Annotated in this window: 20 protein-coding genes; 18 read left to right on the top strand and 2 right to left on the bottom strand. The window is 28.1% G+C overall.

The features are described from left to right. Positions 1-8 precede the first annotated feature (8 nt). Positions 9-1,043 carry an AI-2E family transporter gene (locus ACNI28_RS06675; protein ID WP_419763491.1) on the top strand — a complete coding sequence of 345 codons (1,035 nt, stop codon included), beginning with the start codon at positions 9-11 and terminating at the stop codon, positions 1,041-1,043. Here the strand turns inward: ACNI28_RS06675 and ACNI28_RS06670 are convergent. Beyond that, positions 1,036-1,935, bottom strand: coding sequence for a phosphate ABC transporter substrate-binding protein PstS (locus ACNI28_RS06670; RefSeq protein WP_419763490.1), 900 nt, complete (start codon positions 1,933-1,935; stop codon positions 1,036-1,038). The genes ACNI28_RS06675 and ACNI28_RS06670 overlap by 8 nt on opposite strands. Beyond that, positions 1,936-3,468, bottom strand: coding sequence for a sensor domain-containing diguanylate cyclase (locus tag ACNI28_RS06665; RefSeq protein ID WP_419763489.1), 1,533 nt, complete (start codon positions 3,466-3,468; stop codon positions 1,936-1,938). Positions 3,469-3,644: 176 nt separating this feature from the next. On the opposite strand from ACNI28_RS06665, the gene nifN reads away from it, so the two are divergent. The 17 genes from nifN to ACNI28_RS06580 all read left to right on the top strand — a co-directional run bounded on the left by nifN (position 3,645) and on the right by ACNI28_RS06580 (position 16,962). Next, the gene (gene nifN / locus ACNI28_RS06660; protein ID WP_419763488.1) at positions 3,645-4,943 is read left to right on the top strand and encodes a nitrogenase iron-molybdenum cofactor biosynthesis protein NifN; all 1,299 of its coding nucleotides are present in this window, start codon (positions 3,645-3,647) and stop codon (positions 4,941-4,943) included. Further along, positions 4,933-5,310, top strand: a complete 378-nt coding sequence (locus ACNI28_RS06655; RefSeq protein WP_419763487.1) for a hypothetical protein — start codon at positions 4,933-4,935, stop codon at positions 5,308-5,310. The genes nifN and ACNI28_RS06655 overlap by 11 nt, the downstream gene beginning before the upstream one ends. Beyond that, complete coding sequence (locus tag ACNI28_RS06650; protein WP_419763486.1) at positions 5,311-5,832, top strand: thioredoxin domain-containing protein; 522 nt, start codon at positions 5,311-5,313, stop codon at positions 5,830-5,832. Continuing rightward, positions 5,829-6,281: an ankyrin repeat domain-containing protein gene (locus ACNI28_RS06645; protein ID WP_419763485.1), complete on the top strand. Its 453-nt coding sequence runs from the start codon at positions 5,829-5,831 to the stop codon at positions 6,279-6,281. Before ACNI28_RS06650 ends, ACNI28_RS06645 begins: the two co-directional genes overlap by 4 nt. Beyond that, positions 6,265-7,512 (top strand): SagB family peptide dehydrogenase, encoded by a 1,248-nt coding sequence (locus ACNI28_RS06640; RefSeq protein ID WP_419766433.1) that lies wholly within the window; start codon positions 6,265-6,267, stop codon positions 7,510-7,512. Before ACNI28_RS06645 ends, ACNI28_RS06640 begins: the two co-directional genes overlap by 17 nt. Continuing rightward, positions 7,509-7,811 (top strand): hypothetical protein, encoded by a 303-nt coding sequence (locus ACNI28_RS06635; protein ID WP_419766432.1) that lies wholly within the window; start codon positions 7,509-7,511, stop codon positions 7,809-7,811. Before ACNI28_RS06640 ends, ACNI28_RS06635 begins: the two co-directional genes overlap by 4 nt. A 57-nt stretch (positions 7,812-7,868) precedes the next feature. Beyond that, positions 7,869-8,264, top strand: a complete 396-nt coding sequence (locus tag ACNI28_RS06630) for a NifB/NifX family molybdenum-iron cluster-binding protein (protein WP_419766431.1) — start codon at positions 7,869-7,871, stop codon at positions 8,262-8,264. Continuing rightward, positions 8,264-8,695 (top strand): NifX-associated nitrogen fixation protein, encoded by a 432-nt coding sequence (locus tag ACNI28_RS06625; RefSeq protein WP_419766430.1) that lies wholly within the window; start codon positions 8,264-8,266, stop codon positions 8,693-8,695. Before ACNI28_RS06630 ends, ACNI28_RS06625 begins: the two co-directional genes overlap by 1 nt. Before the next feature lie 97 nt (positions 8,696-8,792). Beyond that, positions 8,793-9,308 carry a flavodoxin domain-containing protein gene (locus ACNI28_RS06620; RefSeq protein ID WP_419766429.1) on the top strand — a complete coding sequence of 172 codons (516 nt, stop codon included), beginning with the start codon at positions 8,793-8,795 and terminating at the stop codon, positions 9,306-9,308. 44 nt (positions 9,309-9,352) lie between these two features. After that, a complete protein-coding gene (locus ACNI28_RS06615) occupies positions 9,353-9,694 on the top strand; it encodes a nitrogenase-stabilizing/protective protein NifW (RefSeq protein WP_419766428.1) in 342 nt (113 codons plus the stop codon). Beyond that, positions 9,684-10,082, top strand: a complete 399-nt coding sequence (locus ACNI28_RS06610) for a nitrogen fixation protein NifZ (RefSeq protein ID WP_419766427.1) — start codon at positions 9,684-9,686, stop codon at positions 10,080-10,082. The genes ACNI28_RS06615 and ACNI28_RS06610 overlap by 11 nt, the downstream gene beginning before the upstream one ends. A gap of 91 nt (positions 10,083-10,173) precedes the next feature. Then, complete coding sequence (locus ACNI28_RS06605) at positions 10,174-10,515, top strand: hypothetical protein (protein ID WP_419766426.1); 342 nt, start codon at positions 10,174-10,176, stop codon at positions 10,513-10,515. A gap of 159 nt (positions 10,516-10,674) precedes the next feature. Further along, on the top strand, positions 10,675-10,971 hold the full coding sequence (locus ACNI28_RS06600) for a 2Fe-2S iron-sulfur cluster-binding protein (RefSeq protein WP_419766425.1): 297 nt from the start codon (positions 10,675-10,677) through the stop codon (positions 10,969-10,971). A gap of 52 nt (positions 10,972-11,023) precedes the next feature. After that, positions 11,024-12,271, top strand: coding sequence for an RNA polymerase factor sigma-54 (locus tag ACNI28_RS06595; protein ID WP_419766424.1), 1,248 nt, complete (start codon positions 11,024-11,026; stop codon positions 12,269-12,271). 195 nt (positions 12,272-12,466) lie between these two features. After that, positions 12,467-14,068 (top strand): methyl-accepting chemotaxis protein, encoded by a 1,602-nt coding sequence (locus tag ACNI28_RS06590; protein WP_419766423.1) that lies wholly within the window; start codon positions 12,467-12,469, stop codon positions 14,066-14,068. A 263-nt stretch (positions 14,069-14,331) separates the two neighbouring features. Continuing rightward, positions 14,332-15,741, top strand: a complete 1,410-nt coding sequence (locus ACNI28_RS06585) for a methyl-accepting chemotaxis protein (RefSeq protein WP_419766422.1) — start codon at positions 14,332-14,334, stop codon at positions 15,739-15,741. Positions 15,742-15,747: 6 nt separating this feature from the next. Further along, on the top strand, positions 15,748-16,962 hold the full coding sequence (locus ACNI28_RS06580; protein ID WP_419766421.1) for an EAL domain-containing protein: 1,215 nt from the start codon (positions 15,748-15,750) through the stop codon (positions 16,960-16,962). Positions 16,963-17,168: the final 206 nt, after the last annotated feature.

Genomic DNA, 17,168 nt, shown 5'->3' with positions numbered 1-17,168 from the left:
GGGACAAAATGGAAGAGGAAAAAGTAAGGAATTATTTTTTTTATTTTGCAAGCTTTGTAATTATCATAGCAGGGTTTAAAGCAGCAAATGAGATAGTAATAGTGCTATTTTTATCAATCTTTACCTCATCTATAATTTCATCTATTTTAAATATATTAGAAAAAAAGCATATCCCCAGACTTATCTCTTATCTCCTTGTACTTGGGATTTTTACACTAATTTCACTACTACTTGCATATATAGTAAATATCTCTTTAAAAGATTTTATAACAAATCTTCCTATATACGAATCCAAACTGCAACAAGCTATTGTAGATACTATTGCTTTTACAGATTCATATGGTTATGAGATTGATAAAAAGACAATTTTAGATGCTTTAAATCTTAACTCATTTTTTGGTATTACTACAAATTTAATTGGAAGCATTGGTACTTTTTTATCAAAATTCTTACTAATTATAATAGGTATTGGATTTATACTTGCCGAGTCAAAATCTTTTGAAAAAAAACTTATACTTATATTTAGAAAAGAGGGAGATAAGATTGAACACTTTAACCTTTTTTCAAGCAATATTCAAAAATATTTTTTAGTAAAAACAGCAACAAGTTTTTTGACAGGTTTTTTAGTAGCAATTACTTTAATCTTTTTTAATATTGACTATCCTATTCTTTGGGGAGTAGTAGCTATGCTATTTAACTTTATCCCAGTAGTTGGTTCTATTATTGCTGCAATTCCTGCTGTACTTCTATCTTTTGTAACAACAGATTTAAATACAACTTTAATATTAATAGTTTTATATCTTGCTATAAATATTTCTATTAGTAATATTATTGAGCCTAAATTTATGGGTAAAGAGCTAGGTCTTTCACCATTAGTGATATTTTTCTCATTGATTTTATGGGGTTGGGTTTTAGGAATAGTAGGGATGTTTTTAGCAGTACCAATTACAATGACCCTAAAAATTGCTTTTGATTCAAATGATACTACAAAATGGATATCACTTCTTATGTCAAATATTGGGAACAATCAAAAAACTACTTAAGAAACAAATTATAATACCCTTTTTTTATATTACTATTTAATGGAATATATCCTAACTCTTTTATATATCTATCTCCACTTGTAAATACCCAATTAAAAAACTCTACAAATATTTTATTATTTTTAATAGATTTTTTTGAGGTAATTGTATAGTTTATTACTTTTATTGGATAATCTATTTCTAAAGATTTCTTCCATTTACCTTGTAAATCTTGTATGCTTATAGAAGAGTGTTTATTTAAGATTCTGTAAGGAGCAGGTATATAACCAATACTATAAGGTATCTCTTTGACTTTTGCAGATACTCCTTCATTTTTTATTCCATAAACAGCATGAGATAACTCTAAACTCTTTGTAGTTCCTATTTTATTCCAATTTTTTGTTGTCTTTTTTAAATGTTTTGTAAAATAATATGTTGTACCACTATCACCTTTTCTAACAACTACTACTATTCTTTTATGTGGTAATTTTATATCTTTATTCAAAGATATAATACTAGGATTATCCCAATATTTAATCTCTGCATTATAAATCTTAGCAATTGTTTCATTAGTTAACTTTAAAAAATCATCTTTTATCTCTGGTATATTATGTACAATATCTATTGTAGTAATTAATGTTGGAAATTGAACTAACTCATTCTTTTTTAAAGTATCATCACTTAATTTATTATCAGAAGAGGTAAAGTCTATTGAGTTTAATTTAAGTTTTTTTATTCCAGGAAAAGAACCAATAGAATCATAATATACAGTAGTACCTTTCTTTTTATAAAAATAATATGACCATGTAAAGTATGCTGGTTCACTAAGAGTTGCACCACCACTTAATAAAAATGAAGCATTTAAATTGCTTAATAATACAATAACACATATAAGTACTTTACAAGCTCTCATTTATATTTCCTTACCATCATATATAGTAACTTTATTTCTACCATTTTCTTTTGATAAGTATAAAGCTTTATCTGCTGCATCAAAAAACTTATCTATATCAATATTATATGAAATCTTTTGTGTTACTACACCTATAGATATTGTTACTACACCAAACTCATCACTATATTTATGCTCAATATTTAAATTCTGAACCTTCTTTCTTAATAAGTGTGCCATGGAAATTGAAGAACTAGAATCATTACTTGCAGTTACAACTAATAATTCTTCACCTCCAACTCTAAAACAATAATCATTTTCCCTTTTAAATGTATTTAATATAGTTTTTGCAATTAATTTTAAAACATCATCACCTTTTAAATGCCCATAGTTATCATTATATTTTTTAAAATTATCTACGTCTATTAATATAAAAGAAATAAAGATGTTAAATCTTGCACATTTGTTAACTAACTTAGAAATAGTTTCTAAATAATGCTGTTTATTATATAGTTTTGTAAGTCCGTCATGAATAGATATCTCTTCTATTTCTTTGTATACTTTTTTTAGTACATTTTCTGTATTTTTTATATGTCTAAAATAATACCATCCCATAATTATTAAAAGAACTAAGACAATAATTATAACTTTTATTATCGTTCTAAAAAGAGATAAATATTCATCTGTCACATCATTCAGTACAAATATTTTCCCAATTTTATGATTATTTACATCCCTATAATCCTTACTATTAACATAGTACTCTCTTCCATTGTTTTCTACATATTTATTTTTAGAATCTATTTTTGTATTTAATACTTCCTGTAATTCTTTTTCAATTGTATTTAAAGAAGAATCAATTATATAAAAATTATCCATAGCATAATAATATCTATTTCTATGACTCTTATTTTTCCATTTCTTAAAATCTTTTTTTGTTATAAGTTCCTTTTTTATTGTAAATATAACATCAGCATTTACAAGATTAGTGTACTCTCGTGTGATTAAATCCATCTCTTTACCTAACTCAATAAACCCAATTATTTCACCATCTACAATCCAGGGAGATACAACACGTAAAGTCAGATTATGAGAAATTCCAAATTCGACACCACTACTTGTTGATAGACTATTATATGCCGTATTTAAGGTTATTCTATCAATTAAATCCCCATTCACATCTTTATTATGTATTCTCAAATAATTTTGTTTATCTAAACGATGTATATAAAAGTGGGTGATATTATAATTATGATAGAACTTCAAATAAGTTTGGTGAAGATACACAAAAAGCCAATCTTTTTGATTATTTTTATACAGACTTATAGTTTTTTGATCTTTTTCTAATTGCTCTATCAAGCCTTGCATAAGAGTTGTCTCTTTTTTTACTATATAATCCAAAGTTTTTGAAACATCAATAAAAGAATTTTCTGCACTTTTTGAGATATTGTCTTTTAGCAAAACATAATTTGAGAATATTGAGATAATAGCTATTAAAAGTAATCCAAATACTAATGGCAAAATCACTTTTAATACAATATTAAACTCTTTCATACAAATAACTCCTCAAAACCGTCTATTGTAACATTATTTTTTAAAATCTAATATTCTAATTAGAGTTTTATTTTATTTATTTGTTTACAATTAATTACTTATATTAAAAGTGAATTTCTTAAATTTTCTTTAGGAACGCTACTTGCATGTATACTGAAAATATCATAGGAAATATCATGGAAAGTATAAGTGCAAAACCTCTACAATTAAACCCTATTAAGCTATCTCAACCAATGGGAGCAATGCTTTGTTTTTTAGGAATAAAAAACTGTATGCCACTTATGCATGGAGCGCAAGGATGTGCTTCATTTACAAAAGTATTTTTCACTAGACATTTCAATGACCCAATTGCAGTACAAACAACAGCAGTAAATGATATAACAGCTGTAATTGATGGAGGAGATTATGCAATCTCTGAGTCAATAAAAAATATCACAAAAAAAGTACAACCCGACCTTGTAGGTCTTTTTACAACAGGACTAACAGAAACTAAAGGTGATGATATAAAAGGTGCATGTTTACTTGTGAAAGATCAGCAAAAAATGGTTTATGTAAATACTCCTGATTTTGAGGGTTCAATAGAGAGTGGTTTTGCAAAATCTGTTGAAGCAGTTGTAGACCAACTTGTAGCAAGTTCTAGTGAAGTAGATAAAAATAAAGCAGTGATTATTCCTAATGTAAATTTAAAACCAATAGAAATAGAAAAAATCAAAGATACCGTAGCACTTTTTGGTTATGAAGTTTTAGCCTTGCCAGATTTAAGTGACTCTTTAGATGGCCACCTTGGATTAAAACAAGGAGCCCTTAGTAGCGGAGGAATCACAGTAGAAGATATAGAGAAGCTTGGAACTTGTTCACTTGCTATTAGTATAGGAAGCAGTGTAAAAAAAGCAGGAGATAAGCTAAAAGCAAAAAATGAAAATATGCAGCTTTTACACTTTGATTCACTAGGGGGTTTAGAACAAAGTGATAAATTCTTTAAAGCCCTTTGCCAAATCAAAAATATATCAACCCCACATCCAAGTATTGTACGATGGAGAAAAAGACTACAAGATTCTATGTTAGATAGCCACTTTGCAATAGGAAGTGCATCAGTTGTTTTAGCCCTTGAACCAGACCAATGTATCTCAATTGCAAATACGATTATTGAAGCAGGAGCAACTATAAAAACCATAGTAACTACTCACAAAAATGACTTACTAGAGGAAATAGAGTGTGAAAACTTATTAATTGGTGATTTTGAAGATGTTGAAAAGTATCTAAAAGAGAGTGATGTTTTAATCTCTAGTTTTCATGGGGAAAGATATACAATAAAACACAAAAAAGCCTTAATGTTAAGAGGATTTCCTGATTATGAAGGAGTTGGTAATCAACTTAAAAATGATGTTTTATATGAAGGAAGTACTTACTTACTTTTTGAGTTAGCAAACCTAATAAATCATTATCAACAGCATGGAGGGACAAATGAGCATTAATCTACAAAGACCAATTGTAAAAGCTCTTGGACTAGAGATGATAAATGGAAGCACAAGACTTTTAGGTATTCCAAAACAAAGAGTTCAGGTTATAATCTCTTTGCCTGATATTACTGCTTTTAATACTCAACTGCATGATGCAATAACATACTTTAAAAATAGAGCAGAAACATTTATTATCACAACAAGTGGTATTGATGAATGTGAAAAAATACAAAACAAATTTGAACTAAAGAACAGCCTAATATCAAGGGAATATAAAGAGTTCTCAAATACCTTTGGAATAAAAGATGAAAAAAATCAATTAAAAAAATCTTTAATGATAATTGATACAAATTGTCAAATTACACACAAGGAGATCTTATAAATGGAAGTTAAGTATAAAAAAGAGTTTTATATTTTAAAAGCAAAAAACAGAAAGATAGAATCAGAAGCACCTGCTGTTAGAGTTACCATGTTAAATGGAGAGTCAAAAGTTATAGGTATGATGGCACCTAAAATTCAAGTTATGATCACTTTACCTAATATAAAAGATTATAACAATGGTCTACATGATATTTTAGAAAAATCTTCTTCTAAAGTCTTGCCTTATATTATTACAAGTAGTTCGCAAGATACTATTGCAAAAGTTCAAAAAGCATTTGGACTAGATAGTGGTTTTATCTCAAATGATTTTAATAAATTTTCTTTAAAATTTGGAGTAAATTTAAATGAAACAATTGTGGCAAAATCAATATATATTATTGACAAAGAGGGTGTAATAAAATACAAAAATATCCCAAATAATTGCGAACACTCATTTGATTTGGATGAGTTTGAGTCTTCATTACAAGAGGTTATTGACTTCAAAGTAAAAGGTCATACTCACGAAAACTGGATGGGAGCATGATAGCCCTATCAGAAGAGTTAAAAAAGTGGCTAGATGAAAATGAATATAATGAAAATGAATTAAATAAAGCAGGGAGGTATGGAAACTCTGCAATTATGAAAGCATCAAGGGAGGGCAAAGCTGAACTTGTAAGTGAATTATTAGAGTTAAACGTTGATTTAAATATAAAAAATGTAGATGGAAACTCTGCACTTTGGAATGCTTGTTTTGCTTCATCATATGAGTGCTTTGAACTTCTTGTAAATGCAGGAATAGAAATAGATTCAAAAAATGTCAATGATGTAACAGCCCTAATGTATTGTGCTAGTGCAGGAAAAGAGGATTTTGTGCAACTACTTTTGCAAAAAGGTGCCAATAGCTCATATGAAAACCTTGATGGATTTAAAGCAATTGATTTAGCAGTAACTCCCAAAATTGTAAAAATGTTGAGAAATGCAAGAGTTTCATAATCAAACTGATATTACAAAAAAGAATTCCTTTACTCAAACCCAATTTATAAATTGGCAAACCCAAGCAAAATCTTACAAAATATATCCAAAGTTTTTTAGACGATTTAATCTTGATGATTATGAAGAGTTAGGATTTATAAAAAACTTTGGAAAAATCACTTACACCAAAAAATATGGAAATGATGAGGTAAATTTAAGAGTAAATCCAAGTGCAGGAGGACTTTATCCTTGTGAGATTTATATACAAATAAGAGGTATAAAATCACTCTTAAATGGAATTTATCATTATGAGCCAATAAATAATTTGCTTGTTTTAATCCATGAATTAAGCAGTGATGGATTGGAAAACTACCTAAAAATAAAACAAAAGAAATTTATCTTTTTACTTAGTAATGCCTATTTTAGAACTTCATGGAAATATGAAAAAAGAGCTATAAGGTACCTTCTGCTCGATACTGGTCATCAACTAGGATCCATATATGCCTCTTTGATTTTAGAAGGACTTGATTATACTTTTGAGTTTAACTTTGATAAAGAAGAATTAAATGAGGTTTTTTCTTTTGATAACTATGAACATTTTGTTTGTGCTATTTATTCAAGTGATTATAAAGAAAAAGATACAAAAAAGCTAAGAGATAAGATTCCTTTTGTAAATCCTTGTGACTATTATATAAAAGAGCCTTTTATTGAAGATTTTTATTCAAAACTTTATAAAGATAACTTTAAAGATTTTAGTTGTAGTTTTTTAAAAGAGCTTCAAAAAGATAAGCTTCAAAAAAGTATAGATAACAGAAGATCAGCTAGAGCCTTTAAAAAAGAAAGCATTTCAAAAATAGAGTTTGAAACTATTTTAGAAGATGTTTTTACTTATGCAAAAGAGTTTAGTCTTGAGATTTATTTTACAAATCATCTAATAACAAATCTTGAAAAAGGTATTTATAAAGAGTATAATTTACTTAAAAGTGGCGATTTTAGTGAAATATCAGAGATCTTAGCCTTTAATCAAAAAATTGGAGGCACGTCAGCTGCAACTTTGTTTTTCACCTCAAAAATAAAATCAAACTACTCTTTTAATACAATTTTATCAGGTTTTTTAGCACATATTATAAGCCTAAGAGCCACAAACTCAAATATCAATTCTACTGGAATTGGTGCCTATTTTGATGATGAAACAAAAAAGGTTTTAGAGACACAAAACAACATCTTATACTTAATGGCGGTGGGAAAATGAGTAAAGAAACTTACCATGAACTTTATAAAAAATATGACCTTTATAGAAGTGATATCTATCTCTTATGTGAAGAAAAACCAGCTGAAATTTTGTTTTTATTTGAAGAAGTTTGTGATGAACTTATAAAACCTGTTGCTATAAATAGACAACTACCTCAAGAATTTATTGAAAGTGCGAAATCCTTTGCAGGACAAAATACTTTTACAAATATATACTTTGCAGAGCTTACAAATAGGGCATTCTTTTTAAGTGACCTTATTGACTTTCTAGCTTTAATAAAGAGTAAAAAAACTACATAAAAAATCTATGGAACACTATTTGCATATACCTATTTAAATTTATTTTAGGACAAAATTATGAGTAGTATTCAAATCACAACAAATGACTCTCAAGTAGGTTCTCTAAAAGTTGCCTTTGCAACTACAGATTTAGAAAACATAGATTCTCACTTTGGTAGTGCAAAACAGTTTGCTGTTTATGAAATAAGTAAATCATCAACTACTATGTGTGAAATTAAAAAAGTTCTTGAAAAAGATACTGATAAAGCAGTAGCACTCTTAGAAGGAATTGATATTGTTTATTTTACAAATGTAGGAGCAATAGCTGCTGCAAAGCTCATCAATAGTGGAATTTTCACAATCAAATACAAAGAGATTGTAAGTATTGAAGAAGAAGTAAAAAAACTAAAAGATATGTTAAATTCAAATCCTCCACCATTTATCAAAAAAATCATTGAAAAGAAGGCTTCATAATGAATAAAAAAGAACTTTTTAAACAAACACTAATTGGACAAATTAGAGCAATGGATCAGTTTGGTACATGGGTTAACAAAAGTGATGAAGACCTCCTAATTGAAAAATATGTAAGAAGTAAAGAGGAATTAAAAAATATTCCTATTATTGCAGATATAGATGAAATGCAAATCAAAGATATAAGACTTGTATTTCAAGCAATTGCTTTAGCTTTTGAAAAAATAACTGGAGTAATGTGTTCAGTTGTAATGGAAATGAGCCACGAAGGATTTGGTAGAGTTGTTGTATTTACAGGGAAAATTGTTTTATCTGAAAAGTTCTTCAAGGATGCACATAGATTCTCATTTAGAACATATGATGACTTAGTAAATGAGGGTGAAAAATACCTTATAAAAGCAGAAGAGACATATAACAAATATAAAAACGTATAGGCTTTATTCATAAAGCTCTTTAGGGTTTGCTTCTTTATAAAAGAAGTCATAAAAAATATAGGTCCCTTAAAAATGGGACATTTTAAAGGAATATAGTATGGCAAATATTGGGATTTTTTGTGGGACAGCAGGGGGAACATCAATGATAGTCGCTGATGCATTAGCTGAAGCTTTTGAAGTTGAGGAAGTAATCAATATGGAAGAAGATTTTGATGATGTTGAACAAATGCTTGAACATGATGTTTTATTTATAGGAAGCTCAACTTGGGGACAAGGTGATGTATATTTTGAATGGGTTGATTCTTTACTTGAAATCGAATCTGATGGTATTGATTTCTCTGGAAAAACTATCGCTCTTTTTGGTGCAGGAGATAGTGTAAAACATGGTGAACATTTTTGTTCAGCTTTAGGAAAACTACATAAAACATTTACAAATGCTGGAGCAAAAGTTGTTGGTTTTGTTGATGCAAGTGATTATAAATATGAATTCTCACAAGCAGAGATGGATGGAAAACTTTGTGGTTTAGCAATTGATGAACACAATGAAAAAGATAAAACAGAAGATAGAGTAACAAAATGGATTGACTCTTTAAAAGAAGAGATTCCAGCTTAAAAAAATAATGTCCCTTTAAAATGGGACATTTTAAAGGATACAAAATGAAAAAAGTAGAAGAATTTTATAAATTAAGAGATACAGAAGATTTCTTTAAATTCTTTGATATTGATTTTGACCAAAAACTAATCAATGTTAAAAGATTTCATATGATGAAAGAGTATGGAACACTAATTAAAAAAGGTATTTCAGAAATCAAAGATGAAGATAAACTATTTGAGTTCTTAAAGTTTTCACTACTTAGAGTATATGGTGACTATAAAAATGGTCATGCTCCAAGTGCTGCTGATGTTTGGAATATGTATGAGACAGGAAAACTAGAAGGTTGTTCTTCATGTAGTCCAAGTCCAGTAGGAACAAGCACAGGAGGAAGTTGTGGGTGTTAATCATAAAGATATCGTAGATGCAAATACTCCTTTACATGATAGTGTAACAGCAGGTCGTTCAGGAAAAGATGAAGATAAACCAAAGTTTGGAATAGGTCAAAAAGTTAAACTTTTAAAAGAGATAGTTAACGATGGAACATATCCCCATGCACCAATTGGAACACAATTGATGCCTGCAGGTGCTATTGGTTATATCAAATCTATGGGCGAATTTTTACAAGTAATTCGTGTATATGAAGTTCACTTTTTGGGCTTATTAGATGTTCCAGTTGAAATAGTTGGTTGTAGAGAACATGAACTAGAGGCAATGGAAGATTATAGAGATGAAGTAGAAGAAGAGTTAGAATTTATGCGTAAGCATAGAGAGAAATACTACTCAAAAGATTAAATTTCTTGACCAAGTCAGATGAAAGAGTTTTAAGAACTTTATCATATGGCTTGGTTTGTATGAAGAAACAAGCTAAAAAAGGAGACAAAATATGGCAAAAGTTATTTTTATGCATTTTGATACTGTTACTGACGGTGTTTATGATGCGAAAATTGGTGAACCAATTGTAAGATTGGCTAAAGAAAAAGGTGTTCCTATGCCTTCAGATACTAAAGATTACTCAAAAAGTTTAATTACTGTTGAAAATCTTGCAACTGAAGAACCAACAAGTTATATGGAAGATGAAGAATTAGATGTATTAGTAAAATTAGGGGCAATCACTGCTGAAGAAGCTGAGCAATGTCAACAATTTACAATAAGTCCTAAGGTTAGAATTGCACCAATGATGTTAATCAAAGGTGACATTTTAGTTAAACCATATAAATTAAAATAGAAGAAACAGATTCGTCTAATAAAAGTAGAGAAGATTGAAAAGGAACAACTCGTTGTTCCCTTTAGGGTTTGCTTCTTTAACAGGAATTTACTTCCTGTGTAAAAAGAAGTTAATAGATTTAGGTCCCTTAAAAAATGGGACATTTTTGAAGGATAGGAAATGACAACTAGAGTAGAAATTATTAACGATTTTTTAGCAATCAATGTTAAACCAGGAAGTACAATTCAAGATGTTGTTGAAGCATCTGGTTCAGCTTTACCTTTTGGATGTAGAGATGGAGAGTGTGGAACATGTGTTGTTGAAATAGAACAAGGTATGGAATTTATTTCTGATATCAATGAAAAAGAAGTTAAAGTAATCAAAGAAGCTTGTGCTGGTACTTGTACTGATAACACAAGATTATCTTGCCAAATGAAAATAGTTAAGCCTAACGGTGTTGTTAGAATTAAGTATTAAAAAATATACAGGTTCATGTCCAAATTCTTTTTGAATTTGGGCAAAATACGATATGGCACAAACACTATCAACCTCGGCTTCTCAGAAGCAAAATCTTAACTTATCTTTGAAACTGTGGCTTCCTATGCTACAATCTTCACTTCAAGACCTAGAGAAACATCTAAAAAATGTATCTTATGAGAATCCATTTTTAGAGATTAAAAAACCAAAAGAGTTTTATTCAAACTTTATGCCACAAGGTACTAGTGGAGAGTTTATTGAATCTTTAGCAATTTATAGTGAATCTTTAAATGATGTAATAAGTGAACAAATATGTGCACCAAATTTTTCAACACCCAACTCACAAAAAGTTGCTATGGAAATTATTTGTGACATAAATGAAGAGGGATATTTTGAAGGTGATATAGAAAAGATTGCCCAAACATGTAATGTATATAAAGAGTATGTAGAATCAATAAGACAAAGATTTTCACTACTAGAACCAAGTGGAATTGGATCAATAAATTTATCAGAATCATTTCTTTTTCAATTAGATGCTTGTGATAAAAAGATTGACAATGAACTATATAACTTCATAAAAAAGATTATAAAAGATATTGCTCACTTAGATAAGTATGCAACTCATCACCGATTTGATGAAGCAAAAGATATTATAAAATACTTCAATAATCCTCCAGCAGTAAACTATATGAATAACAATGTTCAGATTATTCCTGATTTTTTTGTAGAAATTGGGGAAGATATTAATATCAAAATAAATCATGCTTATTATCCAGATATAGAAGTAAAAGATGCCTTCAATACTAAAAATGAAGGTATCAAAGAAAAGTTAAAAGAGGCTAGAGATTTAGTAAACCTTTTGGGTTTGAGAAAATCAACACTATATAAGATAGTTCTTCTTATAGTAGAAAAACAAATCTCATTTTTTGTGGGAGGAGAACTTAGACCTTATTCTATGCAAGAGTTAGCAAATGAGATTGGTTTTGCAGAATCAACAATATCAAGAGCTGTTGCAAATAAATATATTGAGTGTTCGCTAGGAACATATCCATTAAAATATTTCTTCTCAAATGCAGTTAATAATAAAGACCTTTCATCTTCAGAGATAAAAAACTATATTAAAAGTCTAGTAGAGTATGAAAATAAAGAAGAACCACTAACAGACCAAGATATTCTTGATGCTATTCAAGAAAAGTTTAGTTTATCAATGGTTAGAAGAACTATCACAAAATATAGAAAAATGTTAGATGTTCCATCTTCAAAAGAGCGTAAAAAGCTTTATAAAGTGGAAAATTTATAAAATATTTATTTTAATAAATTATTTACTGCACTTATTTAAAGTCATAAAAGTAATTGTTTTATTTAAAAGTTATAAAATTATTGTACAAAATCTATAATATATACTCAATACCCCACTATAAGTCATTTTTTCGATTTATTCTAAGATAATTTTAGTTATTATTTAAAGCATATATATAATATTCAGGAGAATTTCATGTTTAACTTTGGGAAGACAGAAGAAGAATCAGCACGATTAACTGCAATGGATGAAAACTATGCAATCATATCATTTAAGCCAGATGGTACAATAATCCATGCAAATGATAATTTCTTAAATGTATTAGGCTACAAACTAAATGAAACAGTTGGTAATCATCACCGAATGTTTTGCGATAAGACATATATCACTACTAATGAATATAACGAATTTTGGAAAAATCTAGCTAATGGAAAATCTCAAATAGATGAGTTTGAAAGATTTAGAAAAGATGGTAGTTCTGTTTGGATTCAAGCTTCATATACTCCTGTAATAAATAAGAGTGGAAAAGTAACTCGTGTTGTTAAGTTTGCACAAGATATCACTGATGCAAAAAAAGTAATCCAATCTGTTAATGCAGCAGTTGACTTAGCAAAAACAGGTATTATGAAACAAACTATAAAAGAGACAACAAAAAATGAAGGCATAGAAAATCTTAAAAATGGTGTTAATGAGTTATTTGAAACTGTATCTACAAAAGTTGATGGAGATTTAAATAAAATATCAGAAGCTTTATTATCTTATCAAAAATTAAACTTCACACATAGAATAGAAGGGAATAGTTTAGGAGAAGTGTCAGAAGGATTAAATAGCCTTGCAAATGTTGTAAATGAGATGTTAGTGGAAAATAAAGCAAATGGATTAACTCTGGATAAGGGTTCGGATTTACTTTTATCAAATGTAGATAAATTAAATCAAAGTTCAAATGAGGCAGCAGCTTCTTTGGAAGAAACAGCCGCCGCCTTAGAACAGATAACTTCAAATATAAGAAATAACACACAAAATATTGCAAAGATGTCAAACAATTCAACAAATGTTACAAATTCTGCAAGTCAGGGAGAAGAACTTGCAAACCAAACAACTCTTGCAATGGATGAAATTAATGAACAAGTAAAATCAATAACTGAAGCTATTAGTGTAATTGATCAAATATCATTTCAAACAAATATCCTAAGTCTAAATGCAGCCGTTGAAGCAGCAACAGCAGGAGAAGCTGGTAAAGGCTTTGCCGTGGTTGCTCAAGAAGTTAGAAACCTAGCTTCAAGAAGTGCAGAAGCTGCAAAAGAGATAAAAAATATAGTAGAAAATGCTACTTCAAAAGCGAATGAAGGTAAAACAATAGCTGGAAATATGATAGTAGGATATAAAGAATTAAACCAGAATATTCAAGAAACTACAAATCTTATTTCAGATATTGAGATGTCAAGTAAAGAACAACTAAGTGGCATAGAGCAAATAAATACAGCAGTAGCTCAGCTTGATCAACAAACTCAACAAAATGCAGCAGTTGCAGCTCAAACTCAAGATATAGCCAGTACAACAGATGAAATTGCAAAACTTATTGTTTCAAGTGCAAATGAAAAAGAGTTTATTGGTAAAAATGAAGTAAAAGCTAAAGAGATGGATTTAAAGGGTGAACAAGCTAAGCCAATACAAATAAAAGAGAAAAAAATAGCTACTCCTTCACAAAAGAGTGTTGAACAACCTAAAAATTCAACAACTCATAAAAAAGAATATATAAAACCTCAAACAACAAATGATGAATGGGAAAGCTTTTAAAAGCTTTCCTTTTTTAATAACCCAATATCAATTAAAAACTTAAGAAAAAATAGAAACTAACTTTTTATCAGAAAAATGTTAGATGTTAAATGTTCCATCTCCAAAAGAGCATAAAAAACTTTATAAAGTGGAAAATTTATAAAACAGCTGCATCTATCTTAAAACTTCATTTTCACCTAAATAAACTCCTATTTTAGCCTTGATTTTAATCAAGACAATTTTTGTCCTATTTAGATAATATCCTAAAAAAAGAAGGACAATATATGTTTAATATAAAATCACTATATTTTAGAATGACAATAATTCATTACCTTGGAATGATTCTATTGCCTATTAATGCATTTGTATTTACAACAAATACAATTTCCCAAACTATTCAAGTTATTATAGCAATCTCTTTAATCTTTCATGAATTGGATGAGAGAAAAAATGGAAAACAACTTTCAAAAGCATTAATTAATTTTCTAAAAAACCTAGATAATAAAAATGCAAAACTTAAAATCAATACAAGTTTTGCTAGTGAGTATTCTGAAATAAAAGATATTATTGATAATAGAGACAAAATACAAAAAATTAAAGAGCAAGAAGAGCTACAGTTTATTATAGAAGCAAAAGATATTCTTGAGCAAGTTAAAAATGGCTCTTATACAAATATAATACAAGCAAAAACTTCAAATAAAGTACTTGAAGAGTTTAAAAAAGTTGTTAATGACATGATTATAGATACAAAAAAACATTTTGAAATTATCAATAATATTCTTAATGAATATACTAATTATAATTATAAAAATAATTTGATTTTAAAAAACATTTCAAGTGACGGGGAGTTTATGAACCTATCTACTTCAATTAATCAACTTAAAAATGCTATTACTTATATGTTATTAGAAAATAAAAAAAATGGTGTAACTCTACAACAATCATCTGAGATTTTATTAGATAATGTTTTTAAATTAAATAGTTCATCAAGTGAAGCATCTAAAAGTTTAAAAGATACAACTATTGTATTAGAACAAATCACTAAAAATGTTAGTAAAACATCTGAAAAAACAGTTGAGATGTCAGAGTTTGCAAATGCCGTTATAACATCTACAAAAAAAGGACAAATCCTTGCAAGTAAAACTAATATTTCTATGGATGAAATAAACGAAAAAGTAAGTTCTATAAATGAAGCAATAAGTATAATAGATCAAATTGCATTCCAAACAAATATCCTAAGTCTAAATGCCGCAGTTGAAGCAGCAACAGCGGGAGAAGCTGGAAAAGGATTTGCAGTAGTTGCCCAAGAGGTAAGAAACCTTGCAAATAAAAGTACAGAAGCAGCAAAAGATATAAAAAAGTTAGTAGAATCTGCAAACTTGAAAGCAAATGAAGGAAAAATTATCGCAAATGAGATGATAGAAGGATATAACAATCTAAATATAGATATTGATAAAACCATAGAACTTATAAATGAAGTAGCAATTACTTCTAAAAAGCAACAAGAGGGTATAACTCAAATAAATTATTCAGTAAAAATTTTAGAAAAACAAATATTTACAAACTCAGAAGTATCATCAAAATCAAATAACATTGCAACTCAAACATCCAGTATTGCAAATACAATTGTTGATGAAGCAAATAAAAAGAGTTTTGAAGGTAAAGAAAGTATCTCTTGTAGTAGATGTGCTTAGATTATTATGAAAAATAACAACTATAAAACAATTGAATACATTGCAGAAAATAGCTCTAAAGATATCTTAAATAACTATGATTTTACAGAAATAGATGCCCTTCAACTATTAAAAATAAAAGAATTGGTTTATAAATATGAAGATAGCTTATTAGAAGAGTTTTATAAATTTATCTTCTCTTTTAATCATGCAAAAAGATTTTTACATAATCAAGAGATCTTACATAGACATGAAAAAGGAATAAGAGCTTGGTATAGAAATCTTTTTTGTGGGAAATATGATACTAACTATTTTTATAAATTAAATATTATAAGTGAAGTTCATGTACGAATTGGATTACCTACACATTATGTAAATGCAGCATTTAGTTTTGTAAGAAGATTTATCAAAGATAAACTAATCTATGATAAAAAATATGAAGCGTTAAGTGCTTTTGATAAAATAATTGATATCAATCTGGATATTTTAACTATCTCTTATCAAGATGAAGAACAAACAAAACTTATAGATGAAATCATCTTATTAAAATTAGCTGTTGAAAGTAATAGTATAGAACCTTATATTCAAGCAATTTATAACTCAAAAACAATAGAAGTAGAAAAGTATGAATGTCTAATGAGAATAATTAATCCAAATACTTTAGAAGTAAAATCTATATTCCCTTACCTAGATATTTCAAAAAAGATAAAACTTTATGAAAAGATGATGAGCATAATGGTTGAAAAATCATTATCTTATTTTTCAACACAAAATATTGAATTTAGTCTAAATTTATCTTATGAAGACATTGCCAATAAACCATTTAGAAATTTTATTTATAAAAAAGTTAAATCTTTCCCCTATCCTCATAATATAATTTTTGAGATATTAGAGACAGATTTTATTGAGGATTTTTCTATTGTAGAAGCATTTGTAAACAAGGTAAGATTATTTGGCTGTCAAATTGCTATTGATGATTTTGGAAGTGGATTTTCTAGTATGGAAAATATCTTAAAACTTAATCCAGAAATTATAAAAATAGATGGTTCTTTAATAAAAAGTATTCATACTTCAGAAGAGTCAAAAACTATTGTTAGAAATATTATCAATATGGCAAAAGAACTAAATGCAAAAACAGTAGCAGAGTATGTACATTGTAAAGAGGTTTATGACATAATTCTTCAATTAAAGGTTGATTTTATACAAGGTTTTTATCTTGCGGAACCTAAGTGTCTAAAATAAAATTTGCAAGACTTGTTACCTCTTTATGCAAAGAACTCATACGCCAATTCGAAAATAAATGCAATTTTCAAAAGTAAGATGTGGAATGACCCAATAAACTAGACATAATTTATTTCATCAATTGTACTAATTGAGCTCTCAAAGCCTAAAGTTTTCAAATAATCTTTTATTATCTTTGTCATTTTTTATTCTAAAAGTTCAAAAAA

It is taken from the genome of Arcobacter denitrificans (SeqCode) (assembly GCF_048571185.1).
Classification (GTDB): Bacteria; Campylobacterota; Campylobacteria; order Campylobacterales; family Arcobacteraceae; genus Arcobacter; species Arcobacter denitrificans.
Note: the sequence above shows the minus strand (reverse complement) of the source record. Positions and strands in the feature narration are given on the sequence as shown.